Here is a 24,488-nt window from a genome sequence, read left to right on the forward strand (position 1 = left end):
CTGCCGATGCTGCTGCTGCGCGCCAGGGAAAAAATGATGGAGCGCTTTCGTCCATTGATCACGGCGCACGGGTTGACCGAGCAGCAATGGCGCGTGATTCGCGCGCTCAATGAGCACGGCCCGATGGAGCCGCGTCATATCTCCGACATCTGCACGATCTCGAGTCCGAGCATGGCGGGCGTGCTCGCGCGTATGGAGAGCATGGAGCTGATAACGAAAGAGCGTTTCGCGGAAGATCAGCGGCGCGTGCTGGTTTCGCTCACCGATACGAGCGTCGAACTCGTGCGTGTGATCTCGAAGGAACTGGAGGCGCAATACCGCGAGTTGGAGCGCAAGGTGGGACCGGAGATCGTCGAACGGGTCTATCGCGCCGTCGACGATCTGCTTGCCGGTCTCGAGGAAGAAGACGAATGAAGGCCATATTTCTGCATACCGGCTGGCGCAGCGGCGGCACCTGGGTGTGGTCCCGTCTTCGCGCGCTCAACGGCGCGACGGGATATTACGAGCCGCTTAGCAACGTGCTCGCCGATCTGAGTCTCGTCGACGTGTCCGCAAGCCGCCCGACGCTGACGTCGGGACATCCGCCGCTCGATGCGCCGTACTTCGACGAATACCGGCCGTTCCTGCAGGAAGGCGTGCGCGGTGTGAGCGGATACCGGAGAACATTCGGCATCGACCGTTTCGGCGATGTTCCGGACGCCGAATTCGCCGCGCTGGCGGCGTATTTGCGCAGCCTTTGCGAGTACGCGCAAAAGCAGAGCAGTGTGCCGGTGTTCAAGTTCTGTCGCTCGTCGGGAAGATTGCCGTGGCTCAGACAGGCGTTTCCGGATGCGATGCACGTCGGCGTGCTGCGCAATCCCGCGTCGCAGTTTGCTTCGGGCTGGCTGCTGAATCAGCAGTGGCGCAATCCGTTTTTTGTGGCCGCGCCGTTTCGCGTGCTTGGATTGAATCGCGCGGAACCGTTGGTCAAGCAGATCATCGACTTGTGCGACGTTAAACTGCCGCCCGCTGTGCCCGCTTCCGACGACGCCTACGCAATCGCGTGCGAACAATATGCACGCAGCGCGGAAGGCAATAACGCGTATCGCGCGTTTGTCGCGCTGTGGGTGCTTTGCGCGTGCCGAATGGGAGAAGGCGTCGACCTGCTCGTCGACATGGATATTCTCGGGCAGTCGCGCGAGCATGCGGCTGGTTTGCAAGCCGGCTTTGAAGCGCAAAGCGGCCTGTCACCGGACTTCAGCAGCGTGCGTGATCTCGTGGAAGAAACGCGCCGCAGCGCAGCGCGTATCGGCGGAATAGACGGCGGCGCGATGCGCGTGGTTCATTCGGCGGCGCTCAAATTCCTGAAGGCGCAAAGCGGCATCGACGCGGCGTTTATCGAACGCGTTCGCGAGAAGATGGTCCTCGCGAACGAACTCACTGCGCAGTGGCGCTGAGCCGCAATACGCGATGCTGCGGGAGCACTATGAAGCAACCGCCTTTTTCGACTCGGCCAACGTTTCGGCTCTTAACTGGTCATAGCTCGTCTTGTCGAGCGGCACTGCGCCGGGTTGGCCGAGATCGCTCAATCTGACGCGGTAGTTCTCGCGCGCGCTCCACGCGGTCACTGCCGCGATGATCGTTATGCCGAAGGTGATCGCGCCGATCGTGACCGGAACGTTGTGCGATCCCGGCGGCGCGACATAAGCGAACAACGCGGGCAGCAATGCGGTAATCGTGGTGCCGATGTTCTGTCCGATCGCCATCGCGGAGACGCGCGAGCGCGTCGGAAAAAGCTCGGGATAGAAGCTCGGGAAAGTCGCGTTATAGCCCTGGTAGACCACGCCCCACATGAGGATCGACATCACCATCGCGAGCGCGACGTTATGAATGCTGATCGCGTACAGGTAGCCGAACGAGAGCAGCCCCGCGCCGAGCGCGCCGACGATGATCGGCAGACGCCGGCCGATCCGGTCCGACAGATTGCCCACAAATGGAATCACGAGCACGGCGACAATGTTGCCGATCACGGGTATCCACAGGTACACGCTTTTCGAAAAGCCAATGCCGTACGCGGCCTGCACCGCATACGCCGCGCCGAAGATCGTCGCGACTACGGGAATCACATTCATCAGCGAGCAGCCGACCACGCGCAGCATGTCCTGCCAGTTATAGCGGAACGCTTCCGCAATCGGCGACTTCGGCACGCCACCGCTCGCGTCCTCTTTCGCGAATGCGGGTGTTTCTTCGACCTCGCGACGGATGATGTAGCCGGCCACCAGCACGAGTGCGCTAAGCAGAAACGGAATGCGCCAGCCCCACGAATTGAACGAGCTTTCTTCCATGTAATAGGCGAGCGGCAGGAACACGGCGGCCGCAAGAATCTGTCCGGCCTGCACGCCTTGCAGCGTGAAGCTCGCGTAATAGCCGCGTCGTCCGAATGGCGCATGTTCGAGAATCATTGAACTCGCGCCCGAGATTTCTCCGGCCACCGCGAAGCCTTGAATCAAACGAAGCACGACGAGCAGCGTCGGCGCGAGCAGCCCGACATGATGATAAGTAGGCAGCAGGCCGACTGCCATCGTCGAAAAGCCCATCAGGAACATGCAGAGCAGCAGCACGTTCTTGCGGCCGTGCGTGTCGCCCCAATGGCCGAGTACGAATGCGCCGATTGGCCGCGCGACGTAACCGACGCCATACGTCGCGAGCGACGCGACGATCGCGATCTTTGGATTACCGGATGGAAAGAACAACTGCGGGAAGATGAGCGCCGCTGCCTGCGCGTAGATGAAGAAATCGTAGTACTCGAGTGCCGAGCCGATCCAGCCACTGGCCGTTGCCTTGCCAGCCTGTCCGCGATGCTTGCGGCCACTCGCCGATGCGTTCGTTGCCATGTCGCGCCTCCTCACCGAAATGCGTGACCTGTCGTGCGGTTTTGTGATTTGGCGTCCGGCTCACGAACTATGCAAGCCAGGACTTACACGGCGATGCAGCGCGTATGTAGCGGGATGCTGCAACGCGTCACACGTCCGCACATCCCCTGCATAGTCCCGTCTATCCAATACAGTTGCGGCGCAAAAAACAATACAGTGAGGCGCGGTTCTGTTTTGCTGTATAGGGAATTACCCGCTTCACGTCGATACAGTTGGCGGGTCTCGAATCCGCCTGCCTGCCCGGTTCACACACCGCGGCCCATTCCCGAACGTGAGGTACGACATGAACGCAGTAAACGAGCAAGACCGGCTGTCAGTGCAGCAGATCGGTCATTACATCGGCGGCGCGCTGGTTGCGCCCGGCAGCGGCCGTTTCAAGAACGTATTCAATCCCGCGACCGGCAAGGTGACGGGCTCGGTCGCGCTTGCATCGGTCGAGGAAGTGGATGCCGCGGTTAAATCGGCCAAGGCGGCGTTTGCGGCATGGAGCGAAACCGCGCCGCTCAAGCGCGCACGCATTCTGTTCAAGTTCAAGGAACTGCTCAACAGACATCACGACGAACTCGCGATGCTCATCACGCGCGAGCACGGCAAGGTGTTCACGGACGCGCAAGGCGAAGTGGTGCGCGGCATCGAAGTCGTCGAATTCGCGTGCGGCATTCCGAACCTGTTGAAGACCGATTTCACCGATCAGATCGGCGGCGGCATCGACAACTGGAATTTGCGTCAGCCGCTCGGCGTCGTGGCCGGCATCACGCCGTTCAATTTTCCTGTGATGGTGCCGATGTGGATGTTCCCGGTCGCGCTCGCTTGCGGCAACACATTCGTGCTGAAGCCGTCCGAGCGCGATCCGTCGGCGTCGTTGCGCATTGCCGAGTTGTTGAAGGAAGCCGGCTTGCCCGATGGCGTATTCAATGTGGTGAACGGCGACAAGGTGGCCGTCGACGCATTGATCGAGCATCCCGATGTGGCGGCGCTGTCTTTTGTGGGCTCGACGCCGATCGCGGAATACATTCACGGCGAAGCATCGAAGCGCGGCAAGCGCGTGCAGGCTCTCGGCGGCGCGAAGAATCACCTCGTCGTGATGCCCGACGCCGATCTCGATCAGGCCGTGGATGCGCTCATCGGCGCGGCCTATGGCTCGGCCGGCGAGCGCTGCATGGCGATTTCAGTGGCGGTGGCCGTGGGCAATGTCGCCGACAGGCTGATCGAAAAGCTCGTGCCGCGCGTGAAGTCGCTCGTCATCAAGAACGGTGAGAACCTCGACGCCGAAATGGGCCCGCTCGTGACCGCCGAGCACAAGGCGAAAGTGGCCGGCTATATCGCATCCGGCGTGGAAGAGGGCGCTACGCTGATCGTCGATGGCCGCACGCATGCGGTCGCGAAAGAAGAGGGCTTCTTCATCGGCGGAACGTTGTTCGACAACGTCGGCACGCAAATGAAGATCTACAAGGAAGAGATCTTCGGCCCGGTGCTGGCGGTGGTGCGTGTGCCCGATTTCGCGAGTGCGGTCGAACTGATCAACGCACACGAATTCGGCAACGGCGTATCGCTCTTCACGTCCGACGGCGGCGTCGCGCGCGCGTTCGGCCGGCAGATTCAGGTCGGCATGGTCGGCATCAATGTGCCCATTCCGGTGCCGATGGCATGGCATTCGTTTGGCGGCTGGAAGCGGTCGCTGTTCGGCGATCACCATGCGTACGGCGAAGAGGGCGTGCGCTTCTATACGCGCTACAAGAGCATCATGCAGCGCTGGCCCGACAGCATCGCGAAGGGCGCGGAATTCACGATGCCTGTTGCGAAGTAATTTGCGGTAGAAGCGACAAGCGCAACAAGCGAAACAAGCGCAACAAGCCTAATAACAAAGCCGCGGCTCAAACTCGAGCCGCGGCTTTTTTCATGGCCTTTTCACATTTCACACTTCACACTTCACACTTCACACTTCACACACCCGACGACGACTCTTCTTCCGCCTCATCGAGCACCGCATTTTGCACGGCGATGGCGGGACTCACATAAGGCGGCGCCTGGCGCGGCTCGTCGATGCTGTAGCGAAGGCGCCCCGCGTCGAAAAACACGCGCAGACTGCGGTATCGGAAGAGATACATGAGGCCCACCAGCGCGGCCGCGAAGCCCGACGCCGCGCCCACGCCGAGCGCCCAGCGCGGGCCGAAACGATCCGCGACCCAGCCGACGACGGGCGCGCCAAGCGGCGTGCCGCCCAGCGCGATAGCGAGCAGAATCGCGATCACGCGGCCGCGCATCGCAGGTTCCGTGGAGAGTTGCACGAGGCTGTTGGTGGACGTATTGAAGGTTTGCGTCGACACGCCGATGAACGCGAGCGCAATGCCGAAGAGCACATAGTTAGGCATCAACGAAGCGACCGTGCAGCCCACGCCGAAGATCGCCGCCGCGCCCAGCAGCAACGCCATGCGCGGTTGCGCGCGGCGCGCGGCCAGCAGCGCGCCGGTGACGGAACCCACCGCCATCGTCGAACTGAGCACGCCGTATTCGCCGGCGCCTGCATGAAATGCGCTGACCGACATCGTTGAAATGAAGATCGGGAAGTTGAGTCCGAACGTGCCGATCAGGAACTGCATTAAAAGCGCGGCCTTCAGATCGGGACGCTTCCATACATATTTAAAGCCTTCCACGAAGCTGCCGCGCGAGCGAACCGCGAGCGGCTTCGCATGCAGCTCGCGTACGCGCAGCATGCGCAATGCGCCGAGCACGGCAATGAAAGAGAGCGAGTTGATCAGAAACACCCAACCCGTTCCGACCGATGCAATCAGCAAGCCGGCCACTGCCGGCCCGATCATTCGCGCCGCATTGAACGAGGTCGAATTGAGCGCGACCGCATTCGACAGATCGCTTTCGCCGACAAGATCCGACACGAAGGTTTGACGCGCGGGCGAATCGAACGCGGTCACGCAGCCGAGCAGTCCCGCGAAGACGTAGACCTGCCACAGTTGCACGAGGCCCGTGATGGTCAGCAGGCCGAGGCCGAGCGCGAGACTGCCCATCGCTGCCTGCGTGAAGAACAGCAGCTTGCGGCGGTCGAAGTGATCCGCCGCGTAGCCGGTGAGCGGCAACAGCAGCATTTGCGGCCCGAACTGCAGCGACATCACGATACCCACGGACGTCGCATTGTGCTGCGTGAGTTCCGTGAGCACGAGCCAGTCCTGCGCCGTGCGCTGCATCCATGTGCCGACGTTCGACACGATCGCGCCGCTCGCCCACATCCGGTAATTGAAGTTGCGCAGCGAACGGAATGTGCTGCTCACTACGGCTCCTTGCGCGCAGGCGCGTGACTGAGGTTGGGCTTGCGGCGCATGATCAAGCTCATGCTCATGCGCGCGTTTGTTCCAGCATGGCGAGTACCTGCTGCGTCGTGCCGGTTTCGCCGAGCCGCGGGAAGATTCGCGTCAGGCTATTCGTGTGGGCGTCGAGATGCAGGTCGGTCATCGCGTCGACGGCAAAGGCGATGTTGAAGCCGAGCTCGTGTGCGAACCGCGCGGTGGATTCGATGCCGATGCTGGTGGAGATGCCCGCCAGCACGATCTGCGTCACACCTTGCTCGCGCAGATACGCTTCGAGGTCTGTATTCGTAAACGCCCCCCACGTCCGTTTCGTGACGAGATGATCCGACGCTTGCGGGTTCAGTTCGGGCATGAGGTCGGTGAATTCCGGCGGAAAGTTGCCGGTGGGGCGTGCCTGCTCCGCGCGTCCAGGTGCGCCGCCCGCCACGTTGACGAGCACGACGGGCAGGCCGTGACGGCGAAATGCTTCGGCCAAAGCGGCCGCGTGCGTGACGACTTGCGCGGCGGGATGAGCCGTGGGCATCGCCACGATGCCTTGCTGCAAATCGATCACGACGAGCGCGGTTTTTGCATCGAGTGTAGTCAGTGCCATACGTATTCCTCTTGCGGTGAGGTTGACGGATTACGAGTCGATCAGGCGTTTGAGCAATTCGACGCCGGTGGCAAGCTGCTTTTGCTCGGCCGCTGAAAAGCGCGTCTGGATCGTGCGAAAAAGCCAGTCTTCGCGCGCGGCGCGGCTCGCCTTGATCTTCTTGCGGAAGGCCGGCGTGAGAGTGAGCACGGTTTGCCGGCCGTCGTTCGGGTCGGGCGCGCCGCTCACGAGGCCCGCGGCTTTCAGAACCGAAAGCGTCTCGCCCATGGATTGCGGACGCATGCCGTGCGCGCGCGCGAGTTCGGTAACCGTTGCCGGGCCCTCGCGTTCGAGCAAGCCGAGTACCTGTATTTGCGAAGGCGTGAAGTCGCCGAGGTGTGCTTCTTCGCGCAGACGGCGGCGCAGCTTGCCGGTCAGCACGCGCAGGTCTTCGGCCAATACGTGAAGCGAGTCGGTGTCGAGCGGCGGATCGTTTTTGGCCATGCGTGCCGGAACAATATATGAAGGTTACCTGTGCAGGTTACCTTCATATATCGCGAGGGTCAAGCGGGCTTTGAAGCGGACCTTCAGGCGGTAGGCGCCCGTTGCGCTCGCGGCCGCAGCGGCGAGCGGCGGCCGACGCGCTTATGTTCCCCTCTGTCTTCTTCCATGCGAATGATGGCGAGCAGTTGTTCGAGCGACATCGGGCGACCGGTCAAAAAGCCTTGAACGACATCGCAATGCGCATCGCACAGCCATTCGAGTTGCGCCGGATATTCGACGCCTTCCGCGACGACCAGCAGCCCGAAACTATGCGCCATCGAAATGATTGCGGTGACGATAGGCTGACCGCCATTCGGCAACGGGCAGATAAAGCTGCGGTCGATCTTGATGCTGTGCACCGGAAAAGATTGCAGATACGACAGCGACGAGTAACCGGTGCCGAAATCGTCGAGCGAGAGGCGCACACCGGCCGCGCGCAGTTCCTGCATCGCCTGAATGCCCACCGACATATTGGACATCAATTGACTTTCGGTGAGTTCAAGTTCGAGCAGCGAAGCGGGCAGGCCGCTTTTTTCGAGCGCGTTGCACACTTCGTTGGTGAAGCCTTCGGCCCGCAATTGCCGCGCCGAAATGTTCACGGCCACATGCACGCCCGCATTGCGGCCGGCGTTCCAGTTCGCCGCGTCGCGGCATGCGCGCCACAACACCCAGCGGCCGAGCGACACGATCAGATCGCTGTTCTCCGCGATCGGCACGAATTCAGCCGGAGAAATAGGGCCTTCCGAAGGATGGGTCCAACGCACCAGCGCTTCCGCACCGAGCAGCCGTCCCGACAGGCAGTCGAACTGCGGCTGATAGACGATCTGCAAGCCGTCCTGATCGACGGCCTTGCGCAGTTCCGCCTCGATGCGCGCGCGCCGCTGCGCCTCCGCTGTCATCTCGCTCTGAAACTCGACGGCAATGCTCTTGCCCCTGCTTTTCGCGGAATAAAGCGCGATGTCGGCATTGCTCACCAGTTCCGCCATTTCGCCGGTGTCCTCGGGATAGACGCTGAAGCCCACGCTTGCCGTCACCACCGAGTCGCTGCCGTGCAGTATGAACGGACGCGACAGGTTGCGCGCGATGCGGCCCGCGGTCGCGCGTGCGCGAACGCGGCTCGCGTCCGGTCCGATGACCACGGCGAATTCGTCGCCGCCAATGCGGCTCACGAGATCGTTAGGCCGCACGACATTGCGCAACGCGTCGGCGACCTGCTTGAGCAGTTCGTCGCCGGCGCCATGACCCAGCGTGTCGTTGACGATCTTGAAGTTGTCGAGATCGACCATCATCAGCGCGACGCGTTTGTCGGCCGCGTGCGCTTTATGCAGGCGCGCTTTCAGTTCGTCGTAGAACGCGCGGCGGTTGGGCAGGTCCGTGAGCGGGTCCGTCGATGCAAGATATTCCAGGTCCTTTTCCGCGCGCGACACGCGCTCGCGCATGCGCCGCATCACGAGCGAGGCGATCCACACCGAACACAGCGAAGCGCCGACGAGAAAGCAGCCGTATTGCGCAAGCTGCATTTTTATCGCTTCGGTGGTCGCGACGATCACGATGCTGCCGAGCAGTTGACCGTTATGAATAATCGGCGCCGCGACGAAAATATCTTCCAGCGAAAGACGCGGCGAACTGCCGACATTGGCGAGCGTGCCTTCTTCCGATTCGCTGCGGCTCAGGCCGGGGCGCGTATAGCGCACGAACAGTTCGCCGTCGGGCGTATAGACGGTCGCGCTTTCCACATGCGGCACCTTGCGCAGCGAGCCGAGCACTTCGGCGGTGGCGTCGCGGTCGCCGAACATCGCGGATGCAGTCAGATTTTCCGCGAGCACGGACGCCTGCATGCTGACGTCGTTGGTCAACGACGTGCGCAGCGAAAGCGCCTGATAGACCAGCAGCACGACGCTGGAAATCAGCAGCGCAATCATCACGCCGACGAGGTTGACGTGTTCGCGAGGCCATGCAAACCGGCGCAAGACCGGGAAACTTTTCATAGCACTGTCCTTGCAAGCCGCATGAGTTTCGAACTGAGCGTGATGCGCCGGCGTGAAGCCTCGGTAACGTTGATGTCGAACTTCAGGTGATCGCCTTCGCGCACGAGGCGGATCACCCATCCCTGGTCGGCCGTGTCCGCTTCGCTGACGATCACCACGGGTGCGTCCGAAGCGAGCAGCGCCTTGACTGCCGCGCTCAATGCCGTGCTCGCCGTCAGTACCGCGAGCTGGCAATCGCCAACCTTCTCCCCGCGCGGCAACGGACGAACCCGCCACGCCTGTTTGCCGCCGTGCTTGCCGTCGAGTCGCGCGAGCGCCTGGCCGAGCGGGCTCTCCGGGTCCACGCAGATCGACAGTACGTTGTCGGCGGGACGGCCCGCGGGCCAGTCCGTAAACTGCGCGAAGTTGAAGATGTAGGCGGCCTCGAGCGCCGGCAAGTCCACTTGCGCGTCGACGGAGGTCTGCACGATGACCGGCGACGCAAATATCAGGGACGCCGCAATGATCTGGATGCGAACGCGATCCATGTCAGAACCCGTAGACGGCCTTGAAGAGGAAAGTCCGGCCTTGCTGCGCAACTGTCTCCTGTGTAAAGCCGGGGCCCACTGGGTCGGCGTATCGTTTATCGGTGAGGTTATAAATGGAGAACGACAGATCGGCCCCGCGAACCAGGCGGCGCGAACTGAGCGTCAGGTTCGCAAGGCAGAAGCCGCCGGCGTCGCCGGCCGCGGCGAGACGGGACGACGTGCATTGCACCTCGAGTCCGGTCATCAACGCATTGGCGAAGAACGGCACGGCGAGATTGAGCTTGCCGAGATGGCGCGGCGAGTTTTGCAGCGAAGCGCCGGTGTTCGAGTCGTGAGCTATCTGGTAGGAATAGCTCGCGCGCACGCGCGCGCCCGCGACGCGCTGTTCATAGGCGAGTTCGGCGCCGCGCGCGCTCGCGCGGCTTACGTTGCGAAAAATGAAGAGCCCGGATGATTCATCGAGCGTCTGGCTGATCAGATCGCGCGCGTCGTACTGGAATAGCGAAAGCGTTGCGCGCGCCGTCGTAAACAGCGCTCTTTCATAGACGAGTTCGGTGGTCGCGATGTGCTCCGCCTTCAATGACCGGTTTCCCAACTGGCCATCCGGGCCGCTTATCGCGTAGTACATTTCATACGCGTTCGGCGCGCGATAGGCCTGACCGTATAGCAGCTTGAACGTATCGCGTGGAGTCAGCTTGTAGATGAGTCCGATACGCGGGCTCAGGTTGCCGCCCGCGGACGTCTGCTGGTCGTAACGCAAGCCCGCGTTCAGCGTGAAGTTCCAGGGCAGCGTGATTTCGTCTTCGACATAGACGCCGGCGCGATTGCCGCTGTGATGGTCGTCGAGCATTTGCGAGTACGGGTCGACGTTGTAGTTGTACTGGTTAAGGCGCGCGTCTCTCGCGAAGTCGGCGCCGACCACGATGCGATGTTTCGCAAGCGACGAGATGGTCGCGTGCACGTCGGCGCCGTACCACAACGCATGGCTTCCATCGATGTTCACCACGTACGGCGCGGGACCGTCGATCGCCGGCATCCGGTAATCGTAGCGGCCCCAGTAAAGCTGCGATGCCAGCATCACGCCATCGGACAACGCATGCTGATACGTGAGATCCGCATAGCTATGCGTATCCGACACGCTGAACGGCGCGTTGAACACGGCGCCGTATGGCGCGTCGGGAATACCCTTGGTGCGATTTCCGTAGATGAAGCTGAACCGGAAATCGCCATAAGCGGCGCGCGCGAGAAAGTCCTGTGCGCGGTCGTAGTCGAGCCGGTGCGCAACGCCGTGGTTCTGATCGGGCGTGTCGAATTCCGGGTAATACAAGTCCTCTCCGTTTCGTCCATACGCTGTTGCTGACAGCAGAATGTCGGCCCCATGCGCGCCATGCCAGCCGTATGATGCACGCGCCTTCTTTTCGCCGAAGCTGCCCGCCGCGACCGCGGCTTCCGCGCCGGCCAGATCGCTGCCGCTCTTCGTGATGACGTTGATGACGCCGAACAGCGCGTTCGCGCCGTACATCGACGAACCTGGACCCGGCACGTACTCGATGCGCTTGACGAGATCCATGTCGAGCGGAAAGTCCGAGCCGATCGGCGCCTGACCGTACACGCCGTCGTTCGTGCGAATGCCGTCGATCAGCAGCAGGAACCGGCTGTTGTAATCGCCGGGGCGCTGGAAGCCGCGCGCACCGAGGTATTGGTACGAGCGATCGTTCGTCACATAGAGACCTGGCAGCGACGCGAGCGCATCGGCGAGCGTGCGCCAGCCGAACTCACGGATGTCCTCGGCGGTGAGCACGACGACCGCAGCCGGCGCGTCGGTGACGGACTGATCGAAACGCGACGCGGTGTTGACCGTGACCTGCATCAGCGCCTCCAGTGGCATCGCGGCCAGGTCGGCCGTGTCCGACACCGACGTTCCGCTCGCGGCGGGCTCGTTGTCGGCGAAAGCGGCCGGCGAACAAAGCGTCGCCAGCCCGGCGACCGAATAAACGACCAGGCGGTGCGTGAGGCAATAGCAAGCGGAATAGGAAGCGCGCGTAATGGGAGCCATGACAGCCGAATTGATCTGGAGAACGCTCCTCAAAATGGATCGTCACCTTTTTGTTATCGGCTCGCGGCGGGGAAGCTTGAATCAGAAGGCGGCTTGCGACGGGGCGCATTGCGGCGCGCGCGGTGTTCTTTCGCGCAGGCGTCGATTGTAAAAAGGGCATGGACGAAGGCGTTTTTCTACGACTCGTTGACGCGAGAAAGCGATGTCGCGGCGCCTGCTTGCTAAAGAGGAATAGCGCGCCCCGCATGGATTTCGGCGGGATTGGACCGGCTAATCGCCGTCCCGCGGCACGGGCTTTGCTAGTTGGGTGCTTTTACCGCCGCCTGCTACTTCCATGCGACAGACCTTCTCCAACGGAGCGCTCGGCTCCATGCGACAGGCGATGATCGAACGCGATCTCGCCCATATCGAACACGTTCTGCTGCGCTCGCATGCGAGTGCGCGCGAGAACTCGGCGTTCCCTGTGAGCTACTGGCACGATCGGCTGCGCCGTATCAAGGACGCCGGCCAGCTATGGGGCGTGCATCTTCGCAAGATCGACACCTTGCAGCGCATACTCAACGGCGCATTGCCGCCGGGTTAACCCTGTCGTTAGCGGTTTATTCACGCGCGGTTTCAACCCGCGCGGCTCGCATGCATAGTCGCGCCTCGTGAACTGCCCTGGTTGCGCGAGTGCATACGTCAATGTAGCCGCGAGTTCGTGAGGCTTTTGTCCACGATTTCTCCACGATGCGCCAGCGCGTTCGCGTGACGGCGCGCGTTCAATGCGTCTGTCATGCTCGCGCTGACTGCGCCGCTTCTACTTCTTCGCTTCTGCTTCTCCGCTTTTTACTTCTTCATTCCTCGCTCTCTTCTCCATTGTTCTCCGTCGCGCGCCGATGCGATTCGCCGCGCGAGCGCGCCGCTATCCGTCGAGTGTCGAAGATCCGTTCACGCGGCCTGCTTCTTGCGGCGTGACGGCAACGCATGCCGGAGCTCCGGCAGCGCGGCAGCGCAGTGCGCGCTTGTGCGCACAAACCACGGAGAGCAGACATGGAAACAGGAAAAGTGGAAGGCACGGTAAAGGAAATCGGCGGCAAGCTCGAGCAGACGGCGGGCGACATGCTCGGCGACACCGGCACGCAAATGGCCGGCACCGCGCGCGAGTTGAGCGGCAAGGCTCAACAGGTATGGGCCGATCTCACCGACGTCGTGCGCGAGACGACTACCGAGCGGCCGTTCACCGCACTCGCGATTGCGGTGGCGGCGGGCTTCATACTCGGCGCGCTGCGCTCGTCGACCGCACGCGATTACCGCGACGACAGGGATTACCGTTAGAAACGGTCGTAAGACACGGTTGGCACAGAGTCGATTGCATCGTTGCGATGAAGCGCTCGCCGCCCGGCACATCCGGCGGCGAGCGCGCGTGACGGCATTGCGGCGGGAGATACACGATGTCGATACATAGCAGAGTCAGCCAGTGGCGCAACGTGGCGCGCTTCTGTTCCAGTCGGGCAGTCGACTACGCCGAGCTTCTGGCGCTGGAACTCGACGAGGCCAAAGCGCGGCTAGTACGCGAGGTCATCGCGATGGTCGTGCTGGCAGTCGCCGCCATGTTCACCCTCTCGTTTCTATGCGTGGCCATCATCGTCTCGGCGTGGAATACGCCGTACGTGGTTGCAGTCGCGTGGGGCGTCGCGGCGGCGTGGCTCCTCATCTCCATTGCGACCTTCGCGATGATGAAGACGCAAAAGCCCGCCGAGCCGTTGCACGTTCTGCGCGACGAAATGTCGAGCGACCTCGAAGCCCTGAAGGATGCCCTGAAATGAAACACGATCCGCTTCGGCATCAGCAACATCGCGTGATCATTCTCGAGCGCATGGCCATGTCGCGCGCGCAGTTGCTGTCCGCGAATCTCGCGCTGCGCACACCGTCGCGTCATCCAATCAAGGGCGGCTTGCCGGCCGTCAACGTCATGAGCTCGCTCGCCGACACGCCGTACGTGGCGCTCCTGCTCGCGGCCGGTGTCGCCGCGGCGCTGCTCGGACCGCGCAAGGCGATCGGAACGCTCGCGCGAACGAGCGTGATGGCATGGCTCACCAGGTCTGCGCGAAGCGTGTTTCAACACTAGCGCACGGTGCGGCGCTGCGATGTCCGCGCCGCGAATTTACACGCGCGATGTAGCAACTATCGCGTGACGCAGCGCGCGGCGCGTTTCATGCGCAATGTCGCAATGTTCGCAAGGCGCCCATGTGGGCAATGCAGCCGCGAGCCGATGAACCCTACAGTGTGGAGGACTTTATGAAGGCGCTTAGCTGGCATGGCAAGAAAGACATTCGGTGCGACACCGTGCCCGATCCGAAGATCGAACATCCGCGCGACGCGATCATCAAGGTGTCGAGTTGCGCGATATGCGGCTCCGATCTGCATCTGTACGACGGCTTCATGCCCGGCATGGAATCCGGCGACATCATGGGCCACGAATTCATGGGCGAGGTCGTCGAAGTCGGCAAGGAAAACACGGCGCTGAAGGTCGGCGACCGCATCGTCGTACCGTTCACGATCATTTGCGGCGAATGCGATCAGTGCCGGCGCGGCAACTTCTCGGTGTGCGAGCGCACGAACCGCAACAAGGACATCGCCGACAAGATGTTCGGCCACACCACAGCGGGCCTCTTCGGCTACACGCATCTGACGGGCGGTTATCCCGGCGGCCAGGCGGAGTTCGTGCGCGTGCCCTTCGCGGACAAAACGCACGTCAAGATTCCGGACGGCCTCACCGACGAGCAGGTGCTTTTTCTCGGCGACATCTTTCCGACCGGCTGGCAAGCGGCAGTGCAATGCGATATTGAACCGACGGACACCGTTGCGATCTGGGGCGCGGGTCCGGTCGGGCAAATGGCGATCCGCAGCGCCGTGCTGCTTGGCGCCAAACAGGTGATCGCGATCGACTGCGTGCCCGAGCGTCTTTCGATGGCGCGCGCGGGCGGCGCGGTCACGATCGACTTCAAGGCCGAGAGCGTGCTCGAGCGTTTGAAGGAACTGACGGGCGGCAAGGGCCCGGAAAAATGTATCGACGCCGTGGGCATGGAATCGCACGCCACGCGCTCGCTCGACTCCATGTACGACCGCGCGAAGCAGGCCGTGATGCTCGAAACCGATCGACCGCATGTGCTGCGCGAAATGATCTACGTTTGCCGTCCTGCCGGCACGTTGTCGGTGCCCGGCGTGTACGGCGGGCTGCTCGACAAGATTCCGTTCGGTGCGTCGATGAACAAGGGCCTCACGTGGCGCATGGGACAAACGCACGTCAACCGCTGGACCGACGACCTGTTGCGGCGAATCCAGCAAGGGCAGATCGATCCGTCGTTCGTGATCACGCATACGGTCTCGCTCGATGAAGGCCCGCGCATGTACAAGACGTTTCGCGACAAGGAAGACGGCTGCATCAAGGTCGTGCTGAAGCCTTGATGTTCATGCCGTTGTTTTCCATTGACCATGCAAAGCGTGCTGCACTTTTTGACTACCTGAGCCGCGTCGATCGATCGCGGCCCAACACACGAAGGTGATGCAAATGGATTCACGTAACGAGTCGAAGCAGGAGGGCGTTCGCGCGCTGAAGGAAAAGCTGCCGCAGCCGGATTCCGTCGCGCGCGGTCTGGCGTGGTTCAGCATTGCGCTGGGCGTCGCGGAACTGGTTGCGCCGCGCATGATGGCGCGCGCTGCCGGTGTGAATGCGGGACCGGGGGCAGTGCGTTTCTATGGATTGCGCGAGCTTGCGTGCGGCGTCGGCATTCTTGCGTCGCGCAATCCGCGGCCGTTCTTGTGGGCGCGTGTCGGCGGCGATGCACTCGATCTCGGCACGCTGGCGCTGTCGTCGAACAAGTGGAGCGCGCGCGACCGGCAACGCGCGACCGTCGCGGCCGTCAACGTCGCATGCGTCACCGCGCTCGATGTGTATGCGGCGAAAAGCGCGGCCGCCGCGCCGCGTTTGCCGTCGGTCGACTACAGCGATCGCACGGGCTTTGCGAAGTCGGCGGAGGAAATGCGCGGCGCCGCGCTCGCGGACTTCGAAACGCCACGCGATATGCGCGCGCCCGATGCGCTCGCGCCGTACACGCGCAGCGGTCAGTCAGCGGCGCAGGCGAATGCTGGACGCACGGGTAGCGCGACGAACGGCGCATGAGTAAGTGAGTGCGGGAAGCGTACCGGCAGTGCGGCGGTACGCTTCGCCCGGCCGGCTGTCCGGCGGCGTGATGCTGGCCGCCTGACTCTATTTATTGCTTACTGCCGCGCGAATTGCGGGCGTACTTTCGCCCGCAACCCAACGCAACCCAACGCAACTCGCGCCAATTCACGCGGACAAATCATCCTTACTGGTCGGATGCCCTTTCGCGCCGCCGGGTTCGAGATCCGGCTCGACGTGATCGTGCTCGGGCGTGTACGGCCCTTCCGACGGATGATCCTTGTCCTTCGCAAGTAGCGTGGCGTCCATGCTTCCATGCGGACGCTGTTCGACTTTGCCGTCGGGATTCACTTTCACATCGCCATCGCCGAGTTCTTCACGCCGCTGGTCCGCGCGTTCGACGGGATCGGACGGTTCCTGATTCATCGCTTTCTCCTTTCGGTTGGGTTCACGCATTCGTCGATGCACATCGGGAATCGAGCAAACGCGATACCCGCGGCGCGCTCGCCGCAACGCATAGGAGAAAGGGTGCTGCACGCTAATTGCTCGGCGGCTAAAAGGCACTGCAACCGTGCACCGCAGGTCGCCGAAAACGAGCGGCAATTCATCCTTCACCTCACCGCGGGCGGCAACGCCTGCAAGGACGCTTCTTCATAACCATGACAGTCGACCAACGGCTTCGCAGCATGCGCAAGACCATGCGCGACATGTTCGGCATCGCGCGTTTGCGCACGGGGCAGGAGGACATCATCCGCAGCGTATTGCAACATCGCGACACGCTTGCGACGATGCCCACCGGCGCGGGCAAATCGTTGTGCTACCAGTTACCCGCGCTGCATCTTGAAGGCACGACGCTCGTCGTGTCGCCGCTGATCGCGTTGATGAAGGACCAGGCGGACAAGCTGCTCGCGGCCGGCATCGACTGCACGCTGGTGAACAGCACGTTGAAAAGCCGCGCCGAGCGCGAGGCGCTGCAACGCATTGCAGCGGGTGACAGCGGCATTGTGTTCGTGACGCCCGAGCGTCTCGCGCAGCCGGCGTTCATCGAGACGTTGCGCGCGCGCCCGGAAAATCGCGTCGGCCTCGTGGTCGTCGACGAGGCGCATTGCGTGTCGCATTGGGGACACGATTTCCGTCCCGCGTTTCTGGAGATCGCCGCGGCGGTGAAGGCGCTCGGGCAACCGCCCGTGCTCGCGTTGACCGCAACGGCGACGCAGCGCGTGATCGACGACATCGTGCATTCGCTCGCGCTGCGCGACCCGCTTGTGGTTCGCACGGGCACGTATCGCGAGAATTTGCGTTATCGGGTTGTGCAGGTGAGCACGGCGGGCGGCAAGGACGGCGCCGCACGCGCGATGGCCGCGAAGCGCGAGCAACTGTCGAAGCTGATCGGATCGCTCGGCGGCGCCGGCATCGTGTATGCGGCCACCGTGCGCGACGTCGACCGCATTTACGGCTGGCTGACGGAAGCCGGCGAATCGGTGTCGCGCTATCACGGCCGAATGTCGGCGGCCGCGCGCGAAGAAGCGCAGGAGCAGTTCATGTCGGGCGCGACCCGCTTGATGATCGCGACGAACGCGTTCGGCATGGGCATCGACAAAGCGGACATACGCTTCGTGATTCATTACCAGATACCTGGCAGCCTCGATGCCTACTATCAGGAGACAGGCCGCGCGGGCCGCGATGGAGAGCCTGCCGATTGCGTGCTGCTATTCGACCTGAACGACAAGCGCATCCAGCAGTTCTTTCTTGCGGGACGCTACCCGAGCGTCGAACTGGCGCAACGCGTGTATGACACGCTGGCGGCGCCTATCGGCGAAGAACCGAAGGGTGTGACGCTCAAGGCGCTGAAGGATGCGTTGCCCGATGTCGGCGCAGGCAAGCTCGAAGTCGCGCTGAACATGCTGGTCGACGCGCGCGTGGCGGGCCGCGACCGGCAGCGCCGTTATCGTCTGCGAACGCATGAGGATGCGCGCGAATCGGCCCGTGAATCCACGCGGGACACCATCGCGAAAGCCGCGGCGCAATTCGAGCAGATGAGCGCGCATGACAGGGAAACGCTGCAGGCAATGATCGACTATGCGCAAACCGGCCAGTGCCGCTGGCGCGCAATCCTCGACTATTACGGCGATACGCCCGCCGTCGAGCGCTGCGGCGTGTGCGATAACTGCGTGCGTCCGCCGCAAATCGACGTCGCACCGGATGCGATCGTTGCAGGCGCAACGTCAGCGGACAAGGAAGCGCCGCGTAAGAGAAGCGACCCAGTCAAACCGCGCGTCTGGGCGCCGGGCGATGCAGTACGCGTGCCGCGTTACGGCGCAGGCGAGGTCGCGCTCGCGAGCGGCGAACAGGTGGCCGTGCAATTCCCCGACGGCAGCACGCGCACCTTTCTCGCGAGCTATGTGAGGGCCGGACGCTGAGCCGCGGGCGCGCTTGCCGCGCCCGCTTCCGAACTCGCCTCTGAACCCGCCTCCGAACTCGCCTCAATTCGCGCGCGGAAGTAACGCGCGGTGTGCTGCAGACCGTCGTCGAGCGAGGTTTGCGGTTGCCAGCCGAGCAACTCGCGCGCGCGCGAAATATCCGGCTGCCGATGCCACGGATCGTCGGTCGGCAACGGATGCAATTCGAGCGGCGAATTCGATCCCGTGATCGCGACGATCCGCTGCGCGATCTCGCGCATGCTGACTTCGTGCGGATTGCCGAGATTGACCGGACCGCCTGGGTCGTCGGCGGAATTCATCAGGCGGATAAACGCGTCGATCATGTCGTCCACGTAACAGAACGAACGCGTTTGCGAGCCGTCGCCATAGAGCGTGATCGGCTCGCCGCGCAGCGCCTGCATCATGAAGTTCGACACCACACGGCCATCGGCGGGATGCATGCGCGGCCCATACGTATTGAAGATTCGCGCGATGCGGATCGACAGGCCATGCTGGCGCCGGTAGTCCATGAAAAGCGTTTCGGCGCAGCGCTTGCCTTCGTCGTAGCACGAGCGCGGGCCGATCGGATTTACATGGCCCCAGTAGTCTTCTTTCTGCGGATGCACGAGGGCATCGCCATACACTTCGCTCGTCGACGCCTGAAAAATCCTCGCCTTCACGCGCTTTGCGAGGCCCAGCATGTTGATCGCGCCGTGCACGCTCGTCTTGGTGGTTTGCACTGGATCGTGCTGATAATGAATCGGCGATGCGGGACACGCGAGGTTGTAGATCTGGTCGACTTCGACATAAAGCGGAAATGTCACGTCGTGACGCATCAGCTCGAAGTTCGGGCAGTCCAGCAGATGCGCGATGTTGTCCTTCGTGCCGGTATAGAAGTTGTCCACGCACAGCACGTCATGGCCCTGCGTCACGAGCCGCTCGCACAGGTGCGAGCCGAGAAAGCCGGCGCCGCCTGTGACGAGAATCCGCTTGCGGGTAAGTTCTTTCATGTTGCGTCGTCCTTATGATGATTCGGCGAAGGTGTCAAGACGCGCCGCTCATGCGGTAACGTGCAGCAACGCTTCGTGCCAGTCCTGCGCGAAACGGTCTATGTGGAAGCGCTCGAGCGCAGTGCGCCGCGCGCCTTCGCCCAGACGCCGTGCTTCCGCCGGGTCGCGCAGCAACTCGTGCATCGCGTCTTCGAGCGCATTCACATCCGTATGCACGAAGCCGTTTTCGCCGTTGCGAATCACCGTCGCGAGTTCGGTGGTCGCGAGGCCGATGATCGGCATGCCGATCGTCATTGCCTCGACAATCGCGAGACCGAGGCTCGTCCAGCGAATCGGATTGAAGAAGAAGCGATAGCGCGCGCTGAACGCGGCGAGATCCAGATTGTCGACTTCGCCGATACCGTCCAGCCGCTCCGCATCCATGCCGACGAGATCGAGCGGAACACGCGTGCGCAGGTCGGCGAACACGTCGGCGCCAAGCCGCCTTCCGCGCTGCGCCAGATGATTGACGACGACAATGCCGCGTTCGAGTTCGCCGCTGTAACGCACGCCTTCGGGCACCACCACGCCATGTTCGATCACGCGCGTCGGGGTCACGCCGCAATCCCACATCAGCCGGTTGAAGTGAGTGACGTGGACCAGCAGCGTGTCCGGGTCGTCGACCCAATGCCATTGCTGGAACGGGTTTTCCTGCGGCGGATCGTGCTCGATATAGACGCGCGGCAGGCGCCGTTGCGCCTCGCTCAACACATGCTCGCGGTCGTATTCCCAGTGCGTTTTGTGCTGATACAGGATCACGTCGAATTCCTGATCGGGCACGTCGTCCGCATTGATTTCGTGGACGTTGTCGCCCCACGGCAGCACGCCGACCTTGCCTGCATAGCCGGACGGATGGCCCGGCTTCGTGACCAGATAGAAGTCGTGCGGCGCCTGAGTGAGGTAATACAGATAGTTGCCGTGGACGTGCCATGTCAGCACACGCAGACGGCGGCAGTTACGCAGCATGATGCAACTCCTCGAAGGGCCCGCTTCCGGTCTGTGTATGCAACGCGTACGGACCGGCGGGACGGGCGCCGTGAACCTCGGCCAGTTGCGCGCGGGCCGTCTCGACCACGCGCTCGATGCCGATATTCAGCGCGCAAGGATGGCCGTACGGGCACTCGCGGAACATGCACGGACGGCACGGCGGATAGTCGGCGAGCACGCGATGCCGCGCGTGGTCGAGCGGCGCCCAGCGCCGTGTGTCGCTGCCCGATGCAATCACCACCGACGCGGTCGCCACAGCCGCGGCGATATGCGAAATGCCCGTGTCGTTGCAGACCACGAGCCGCGCATGCGCGACGAGCGCCGCCAATCCGCCGAGCGACGTCGCGCCGGCCAGGTGCAACGCGGGCGCGGTCATGGCGCCGAGCACCTCGCCGGTAAGCGACGCTTCAGCCGCGGTTCCCGTGATCGCGATTTGCCAGCCGTCGGCGGCGAGACGGTCCGCGACTTCGGCGAAACGCGCGGCGGGCCAGCGGCGCGAGGGCAATTGCGCACCGGGATGAACCAGCACCAGACGCTGTGCTTCGATACCGTGCGCGGCGACGAGCGACGCGTATTCATCGCCATCGCGATCGCTCAGCGGAAACGACAAGTGCCGCTCGGTGGTGTCGGCGCCTAGCGCGCTCATCAACGCAAGATAGCGCTCGGGCTCCGGCAAATCGTCGGGCCAGCCGATGAACACGCCATCGCGCGGCGGCTCGTCCGGCTGCACGAAGCCTGCATAAGCGCGCGCGCCGAACTGAAGCAGCAGATCGTTCGCAATGCCGCCGCTGCCGTGCAACTGGATCGCGAGATCGAAACGTTGCGCGCGCATCCGTTCATAAAACGCGGGCAGGCCGTCGTTCGATTCGCGCTGCTCGGGAAAGCCTTCGGCGCCCGGAAAAACGATCAGCTCATCGACCAGATCCGCGTAACGTTCGACAAACGATTGCGCCCACGGCAGACCGATCAGCGCGATATGCGCGTGCGGCGCAGCCGCGCGCAGCGCCCGCAAAGCCGGCACCGCGCAGAGCATGTCGCCGAGTTGCAGCGCACGAAAAACGGCGATGCGCCGCGGTGCGAGTGACGCGATGAACGGGCCTGCATTCATAGAAAGAGCACCTTGTAACGTACGGCGCCGTAAAGCCGCCAGTAGATCGAAAGGAACGGAATCGGAATCGACGTCCACGCCATTTCGGCGATGTGCCGCAAACCGCGGTCCCGTCCGCGCAGGCGTATCGCGCAGAAGTAGGCCGTCAGCGCGAGCCATGCGACAAAGCCGAGCGTCATGGTGGTCGTGTCTCCGATCACGACGCCAATCAGCGCGGCCAATGCGGCGCACAGAATCAGGTAATAAAGAAAAGGAGGCGACGAGCGAATCCGCGCCTTGAACAGTTCGGGGTGCTTCTTGTACAGCAGCGCGTCGAACTGGCTTTTCTTTTGCTGCGAGATGCTGACTCCCCAACGCGCCGGCCGCACGGGATGCACGACGACCGCCTCGTTCGCGCGCACGATCTTGCCGCCCGCTTGCAGCAGCGCGAACTGCAGGTCGGAGTCCTCGCGCCACGCTGATGTAAACCGTTCGTCGAAGCCGCCCGTCATCGTCAGAAAGCTCCGGGCGACGAATACATTGGCGGTTGCGAATTCGGCGCGTTCGAGTCCGCTTGCATCGGCTTCGTAGTCGGTCGGCACGGCGGGCAGCGGCACGACGATTCTGCCCGCGGCGGCCGCCGCGCCCTGGCGAATCGCCGCGAGCCCTTCTTGCAGCCAGTGCGGATCGGGCAGCGTGTCGTCGTCGGTGAAGGCGATCACCGGCGAGCGCGCCTGCTGCCAGCCCGCATTGCGCGCGCCGGCCGGACCTTGCGTGCGGGTGACGGGCACATAGCGCACCGTGAGCCCGCGCTTCGCCTGCTCGGCCGCAATGTGAGCGACGCAGGCGCGCGTCGCTTCGTCGGGGCCGTCGTCGCAGACCACGATTTCATAGCGGTCGACAGGGAAGTCCTGCTCGGTCAGCGCGCGAAGGCACGCCGCCAGCATGTCGGGCCGCCGGTAAGTCGGCACCACCACGGACACATCGAGGTGCGCGAGCAGCGCACCCGGATAGCCCGCGGCGATCGGCTCCGCCTCGTCATGCGAACGACTGAAGCCGCCTGTTACGTCCATCGGTCCCGTAGCGGATGGACTCATGCGCTATCCCTCGCTTTCTCGACGAGAAACGGGCCGATCACGAGCGCGTCGAGCGGCGAGGTCCAGAACGACTCCACCGCGTCGCGCGGCGAATTCACCATCGGCTCACCGCGCGTATTGAACGACGTGTTGACGAGAATCGGCACGCCGGTGCGTTGGTTGAATGCGGCGAGCAGATCGTAATAGAGCGGATGCTGCGAACGGTTCACGGTCTGCACGCGCGCGGTGCCGTCGACATGGCGCACGGCCGGAATGCGCGCGGCCTTGTCGGCGTGCACGTCGAACACGAACAGCATGAACGGCGCGACCTTGCCGTTCACGAACCATTCGCTTGCATGCTCTTCCATGACGACCGGCGCGACCGGCCGGAAGTCCTCGCGGTCCTTGATCTCGTTGAGCTTCGCCTGCATGTGCGGATCGACGGGCGACGCGAGAATCGACCGTGCGCCGAGCGCGCGCGGACCGAATTCCGTGCGGCCCTGATACCAGCCGATGACCTTGCCGCTCGCGAGCAGGTCGGCGGTTTCGCCGGCAATGTCGTCAAGCCGCCGATAGGGAACCTTCGACCATTTCAGGAACTGCTCGATTTCCTCTTCGGGATACTCGGGGCCGAGGTACGCATGGTCCATCGTCCAGTGACGCTTGCGGTCGCCGCGCTCGCTGCGTTCGCGATAGTCGATCCACAGCGCCGCGCCGAGGGCGGTGCCCGCATCGCCCGCGGCGGGTTGCACCCATACGTCGTCGAACGGGCCCGCGTCGCGCAGCTTCGAATTCATCACGCAGTTCAACGCCACGCCGCCCGCCATGCTGAGCTTGCGCAAGCCGGTCTTCTCATGCAGCCAGCCGGCGAGTTGCAGCACGGTTTCCTCGAGCACGCGCTGCAACGAATGCGCGATGTCGAAGTGGCGCTGTTCGAGCGGGCCGCCGCGTTCGCGCGCCGGTCCAAAGCGCTTGACGAGGCGCGGCGCGTCGACCGTATAGCTGCCGTCGCCGCGATAGCGCACGATGTCGCGGAACACATCGACATATTCGGGCTTGCCGTATGACGCGAGCGCCATCACCTTGTACTCGTCCGACGAATGCAGAAAGCCGAGCCAGTCGGTCACGGCTTCATAGAGCAGGCCGAGCGAGTGCGGCAACTCGACCTGTTTCAACCGCGTATATTCGCCGTCGACGAACTGGCCCATGCTGGTCGTCACGCCTTCGCCGCGGCCGTCCATCGTGAGCACGGCGGTGTCGTCGTAAGGCGCCGCGAGAAACGCGCTCGCTTCGTGTGCGAGGTGATGCTCGACAAAATGCCACTTGAAGCCGTTGTTGCGGTCCACGCCCTGAAAACGCTTGCGCAGATGATGCGGCGCACCGTCGAGCAACTGGCCCTTGGCGTTCGCGATATAGCTGAGAAAGAGCGGGTCCCACGGCGATGCGGACGGGTCCGTGAGGCGCGTGTTGGCCGGATCGAACGGCAGTTCGATGGTCGCGCCCGGCTGCTTCGGCATGCCGCCGAACAGGCTCGGGTCGTACGAATACGCAACGTGATCGACGTCGGCAAGCGTGATGCCGGCGGCTTTCAGGCAGTAGTCGATGGCATCGAAGGGCAGTTGCCAGGTCGAGAACGGCACCGGACGCTTCGCATGTTTGACGTGCGTGAAGCGTTCGTCTTCGGCGGCGGCGAGCACCACGCCGTCACGCAGGATGGCTGCGGCGCTGTCGTGATAGACGGCATTGATTCCGAGTGTATACATGGGCGTTCGCAGTAGAAGTGGGTT

Annotated in this window: 23 protein-coding genes; 10 read left to right on the top strand and 13 right to left on the bottom strand. The window is 63.2% G+C overall.

The features are described 5' to 3' along the window. Window positions 1-6 precede the first annotated feature (6 nt). Both hpaR and CUJ91_RS20195 read left to right on the top strand, forming a co-directional pair. Entirely contained in the window at window positions 7-414 is a 408-nt protein-coding gene (gene hpaR / locus CUJ91_RS20190) for a homoprotocatechuate degradation operon regulator HpaR (protein WP_006049320.1), read from the top strand. Beyond that, window positions 411-1,436 carry a hypothetical protein gene (locus CUJ91_RS20195; protein ID WP_114156951.1) on the top strand — a complete coding sequence of 342 codons (1,026 nt, stop codon included), beginning with the start codon at window positions 411-413 and terminating at the stop codon, window positions 1,434-1,436. Before hpaR ends, CUJ91_RS20195 begins: the two co-directional genes overlap by 4 nt. A 27-nt stretch (window positions 1,437-1,463) precedes the next feature. Here the strand turns inward: CUJ91_RS20195 and CUJ91_RS20200 are convergent, their stop codons facing one another. Continuing rightward, window positions 1,464-2,873 carry an MFS transporter gene (locus tag CUJ91_RS20200; protein WP_006049322.1) on the bottom strand — a complete coding sequence of 470 codons (1,410 nt, stop codon included), beginning with the start codon at window positions 2,871-2,873 and terminating at the stop codon, window positions 1,464-1,466. 322 nt (window positions 2,874-3,195) lie between these two features. On the opposite strand from CUJ91_RS20200, the gene CUJ91_RS20205 reads away from it, so the two are divergent. Then, window positions 3,196-4,719: a CoA-acylating methylmalonate-semialdehyde dehydrogenase gene (locus tag CUJ91_RS20205; protein WP_114156952.1), complete on the top strand. Its 1,524-nt coding sequence runs from the start codon at window positions 3,196-3,198 to the stop codon at window positions 4,717-4,719. Between the two features lie 136 nt (window positions 4,720-4,855). Here CUJ91_RS20205 and CUJ91_RS20210 read toward each other — a convergent pair whose 3' ends face one another. From CUJ91_RS20210 to CUJ91_RS20235, 6 genes are all read right to left on the bottom strand, one after another. Next, window positions 4,856-6,196: an MFS transporter gene (locus CUJ91_RS20210; protein ID WP_029966291.1), complete on the bottom strand. Its 1,341-nt coding sequence runs from the start codon at window positions 6,194-6,196 to the stop codon at window positions 4,856-4,858. 64 nt (window positions 6,197-6,260) lie between these two features. Further along, window positions 6,261-6,824: an isochorismatase family protein gene (locus CUJ91_RS20215; RefSeq protein ID WP_006049325.1), complete on the bottom strand. Its 564-nt coding sequence runs from the start codon at window positions 6,822-6,824 to the stop codon at window positions 6,261-6,263. 30 nt (window positions 6,825-6,854) lie between these two features. Next, the gene (locus CUJ91_RS20220) at window positions 6,855-7,307 is read right to left on the bottom strand and encodes a MarR family winged helix-turn-helix transcriptional regulator (RefSeq protein WP_006049326.1); all 453 of its coding nucleotides are present in this window, start codon (window positions 7,305-7,307) and stop codon (window positions 6,855-6,857) included. An 83-nt stretch (window positions 7,308-7,390) separates the two neighbouring features. Then, window positions 7,391-9,334, bottom strand: coding sequence for a putative bifunctional diguanylate cyclase/phosphodiesterase (locus tag CUJ91_RS20225; protein WP_053859481.1), 1,944 nt, complete (start codon window positions 9,332-9,334; stop codon window positions 7,391-7,393). Then, window positions 9,331-9,861, bottom strand: coding sequence for a YfiR family protein (locus tag CUJ91_RS20230; RefSeq protein WP_107708881.1), 531 nt, complete (start codon window positions 9,859-9,861; stop codon window positions 9,331-9,333). The genes CUJ91_RS20225 and CUJ91_RS20230 overlap by 4 nt, the downstream gene beginning before the upstream one ends. Window position 9,862: 1 nt before the next feature. Then, a complete protein-coding gene (locus CUJ91_RS20235; protein ID WP_114156953.1) occupies window positions 9,863-11,917 on the bottom strand; it encodes a TonB-dependent receptor plug domain-containing protein in 2,055 nt (684 codons plus the stop codon). Between the two features lie 370 nt (window positions 11,918-12,287). On the opposite strand from CUJ91_RS20235, the gene CUJ91_RS20240 reads away from it, so the two are divergent. From CUJ91_RS20240 to CUJ91_RS20265, 6 genes are all read left to right on the top strand, one after another. Next, complete coding sequence (locus CUJ91_RS20240) at window positions 12,288-12,500, top strand: hypothetical protein (protein ID WP_114156954.1); 213 nt, start codon at window positions 12,288-12,290, stop codon at window positions 12,498-12,500. Between the two features lie 449 nt (window positions 12,501-12,949). Beyond that, the gene (locus CUJ91_RS20245) at window positions 12,950-13,234 is read left to right on the top strand and encodes a CsbD family protein (protein WP_006049331.1); all 285 of its coding nucleotides are present in this window, start codon (window positions 12,950-12,952) and stop codon (window positions 13,232-13,234) included. Window positions 13,235-13,350: 116 nt separating this feature from the next. After that, on the top strand, window positions 13,351-13,725 hold the full coding sequence (locus CUJ91_RS20250; RefSeq protein ID WP_006049332.1) for a phage holin family protein: 375 nt from the start codon (window positions 13,351-13,353) through the stop codon (window positions 13,723-13,725). Next, window positions 13,722-14,027 (top strand): hypothetical protein, encoded by a 306-nt coding sequence (locus tag CUJ91_RS20255; RefSeq protein ID WP_006049333.1) that lies wholly within the window; start codon window positions 13,722-13,724, stop codon window positions 14,025-14,027. The genes CUJ91_RS20250 and CUJ91_RS20255 overlap by 4 nt, the downstream gene beginning before the upstream one ends. A 170-nt stretch (window positions 14,028-14,197) precedes the next feature. Then, entirely contained in the window at window positions 14,198-15,367 is a 1,170-nt protein-coding gene (locus CUJ91_RS20260) for a zinc-dependent alcohol dehydrogenase (RefSeq protein WP_006049334.1), read from the top strand. 103 nt (window positions 15,368-15,470) lie between these two features. Continuing rightward, a complete protein-coding gene (locus CUJ91_RS20265) occupies window positions 15,471-16,082 on the top strand; it encodes a hypothetical protein (protein WP_114156955.1) in 612 nt (203 codons plus the stop codon). Window positions 16,083-16,250: 168 nt separating this feature from the next. Here the strand turns inward: CUJ91_RS20265 and CUJ91_RS20270 are convergent, their stop codons facing one another. Next, window positions 16,251-16,508, bottom strand: coding sequence for a hypothetical protein (locus tag CUJ91_RS20270; protein ID WP_114156956.1), 258 nt, complete (start codon window positions 16,506-16,508; stop codon window positions 16,251-16,253). 233 nt (window positions 16,509-16,741) lie between these two features. Here CUJ91_RS20270 and CUJ91_RS20275 point away from each other — a divergent pair, with 233 nt between their 5' ends. Further along, entirely contained in the window at window positions 16,742-18,502 is a 1,761-nt protein-coding gene (locus tag CUJ91_RS20275; protein WP_114156957.1) for a RecQ family ATP-dependent DNA helicase, read from the top strand. On the opposite strand, the gene CUJ91_RS20280 is transcribed toward CUJ91_RS20275, so the two are convergent. The 5 genes from CUJ91_RS20280 to CUJ91_RS20300 are packed head-to-tail and all read right to left on the bottom strand — an operon-like array spanning window position 18,481 to window position 24,464. Continuing rightward, a complete protein-coding gene (locus CUJ91_RS20280; protein WP_114156958.1) occupies window positions 18,481-19,512 on the bottom strand; it encodes a UDP-glucuronic acid decarboxylase family protein in 1,032 nt (343 codons plus the stop codon). The two genes, CUJ91_RS20275 and CUJ91_RS20280, sit on opposite strands and share 22 nt — an antisense overlap. 48 nt (window positions 19,513-19,560) lie before the next feature. Next, the gene (locus CUJ91_RS20285) at window positions 19,561-20,517 is read right to left on the bottom strand and encodes a glycosyltransferase family 4 protein (RefSeq protein ID WP_114156959.1); all 957 of its coding nucleotides are present in this window, start codon (window positions 20,515-20,517) and stop codon (window positions 19,561-19,563) included. Continuing rightward, complete coding sequence (locus CUJ91_RS20290; protein ID WP_114156960.1) at window positions 20,507-21,646, bottom strand: glycosyltransferase family 9 protein; 1,140 nt, start codon at window positions 21,644-21,646, stop codon at window positions 20,507-20,509. The genes CUJ91_RS20285 and CUJ91_RS20290 overlap by 11 nt, the downstream gene beginning before the upstream one ends. Continuing rightward, on the bottom strand, window positions 21,643-22,722 hold the full coding sequence (locus tag CUJ91_RS20295) for a glycosyltransferase family 2 protein (protein ID WP_114156961.1): 1,080 nt from the start codon (window positions 22,720-22,722) through the stop codon (window positions 21,643-21,645). The genes CUJ91_RS20290 and CUJ91_RS20295 overlap by 4 nt, the downstream gene beginning before the upstream one ends. Further along, a complete protein-coding gene (locus CUJ91_RS20300; RefSeq protein WP_029966275.1) occupies window positions 22,719-24,464 on the bottom strand; it encodes a carbamoyltransferase family protein in 1,746 nt (581 codons plus the stop codon). The genes CUJ91_RS20295 and CUJ91_RS20300 overlap by 4 nt, the downstream gene beginning before the upstream one ends. Window positions 24,465-24,488 lie beyond the last annotated feature (24 nt).

Source organism: Paraburkholderia graminis (assembly GCF_003330785.1).
Lineage (GTDB): Bacteria > Pseudomonadota > Gammaproteobacteria > Burkholderiales > Burkholderiaceae > Paraburkholderia > Paraburkholderia graminis.